The organism is Streptomyces sennicomposti, assembly GCF_019890635.1.
Taxonomy (GTDB): Bacteria; Actinomycetota; Actinomycetes; order Streptomycetales; family Streptomycetaceae; genus Streptomyces; species Streptomyces sennicomposti.
The window spans coordinates 1-1,582 of sequence record NZ_JAIOAB010000131.1; the positions used below are offsets into that span (position 1 = coordinate 1).

Sequence of the window (1,582 nt, forward strand, 5' to 3'; positions counted from 1 at the left end):
ATAGCGGGGTTCGCCGCCGCTCTGGCCCTGGTGCGAGGCGTCGAAGGCGAGAGTGACGTAGCCCTGTTCGGTGAGCCGTTCGGCGTAGATACTGCCGGACGTCTGTTCCTTGCAGCTGCTGATGGGGTGGGCGCAGATGATCGCGGGGTACTTCTTCGACGGGTCGAAACCGTCCGGGAGCCGCAGGTGAGCGGCAACGTCCCAGGTGCGGTTCGGGAAGCGTACGGACTGTAGGTCCATGGAGGGCTGTTCCGTTCTGTGCTCTTCTTCGCTCCGCGGCGCTGCGGCTCGCGGAGCGGTGGTGCGGACAGGCCGCGGGCGGCGGCCTCAGCGGCTCGTTTCGTACCGGCCGTGTCATCGAGTCTCACAGCCGTCGCCCATCGGCGAAATGGGCCGGTCACAGCCCCGGACCCCGTCGGCCGGGGACAGCCCTGTCCCTCCTGCCCTGTTTCGATTTCTCCTTCCCGAATCGTCGATTCGGGAAGATTCAATCGCACGGTTCTTAACGTGGACGTAACCGCGGCATTACGGTGCCGGGGTCCGACAAGGCGAAGGGTGTGCTCCTTCTCCCGCGCTTGATCGACTCTTTATGGAACCGAACAGGAGAATGCCGTGCCGAGATACACCTATGTCGTGCTCACCAATCCCGTCGAGGGCAAGGAGGAGGAGTTCAACGACTGGTACACGAACACCCATGTGCACGACGCGCTCAGGGTTCCCGGGTTCGTCTCCGCGCAGCGGTTCCGTCTGGCGCCGGCGCAGCGCAGCGCGACCCCCTACGGTTACCTGGCGATCTACGAGCTGGAGACCGACAACCTCCAGGAGTCGGTCGACGCGCTCGCGGCGCGCTACAACACGCCGGAGATGGTGATCAGCGAGGGGCTCCACCCGGAGCGGCTGGGTCTGATCTTCGAAGCCATGGGTCCCCGCCTGGAAGCGACGCCCTGACCCCGGCCCGTGAAGGGCGCCCTGGCGGGGCGGCGCACATCACTCCACCAGGGCAGCGGCCGGGCAGTCCACCAGGGCAGCGGCCGGGCAGTCCCCGGCTCGGGTCCCTACAGGTTCTGCTGGAAGAACGGCGTGATCTTCTCGAATGCCTGGTCGACGTACTTGGGCTGGTCGTAGAGGTCGTAGTGGCTCGCGCCCTTCACCACGAAGATGTCCTTCTTCTCCGACCGGGCCCGGTCGAACAGCTCGAATCCGTCCCGGTAGGAGCCGAAGCCGCCGGGGACGTCGCCCACGATGATCTGCAGCGGCTGCGTCAGCAGCACCTCGGCCAGATGGAAGGCGTCGAAGCCGAAGGCCGCCTCCAGACCGGAGAAGCGCAGCTTGTTCGGGGAGTTGGGGTGCTGCCCCCGGGGGGTGCGGTAGTACTCGACGGCGTTGACGATGTCGACGTCGGTGATGCCGGCCTTCTCCCGCTCCTCGGGCGAGTCGGGGATGTAGGTCGTCAGGCGCGGCTCGGCGCCGCGTGCCTCGGCCGTGCGCTGCTTGCCGACGGCCTCGAGCGTCGCGACGGCCGCGTCGGCGCTGAGGTCGCCCTCGCGCATCAGCCGGCCGTAGTTCGCGGCGACCACGGTGA

General features: G+C 67.3%; 3 protein-coding genes. 1 reads left to right on the top strand and 2 read right to left on the bottom strand.

The window, feature by feature from the left end:
• On the bottom strand, window positions 1-240 hold a 240-nt coding region (locus K7787_RS31365; protein ID WP_223003708.1), incomplete at its 3' end, for an alpha/beta hydrolase.
• A gap of 372 nt (window positions 241-612) precedes the next feature.
• Between K7787_RS31365 and K7787_RS31370 the strand changes: the two genes are divergently transcribed.
• Window positions 613-948 (top strand): DUF4286 family protein, encoded by a 336-nt coding sequence (locus K7787_RS31370; protein ID WP_009192230.1) that lies wholly within the window; start codon window positions 613-615, stop codon window positions 946-948.
• 107 nt (window positions 949-1,055) lie between these two features.
• On the opposite strand, the gene K7787_RS31375 is transcribed toward K7787_RS31370, so the two are convergent.
• The coding region (locus tag K7787_RS31375; RefSeq protein ID WP_223003709.1) for an alpha/beta hydrolase at window positions 1,056-1,582 on the bottom strand (527 nt) is incomplete at its 5' end.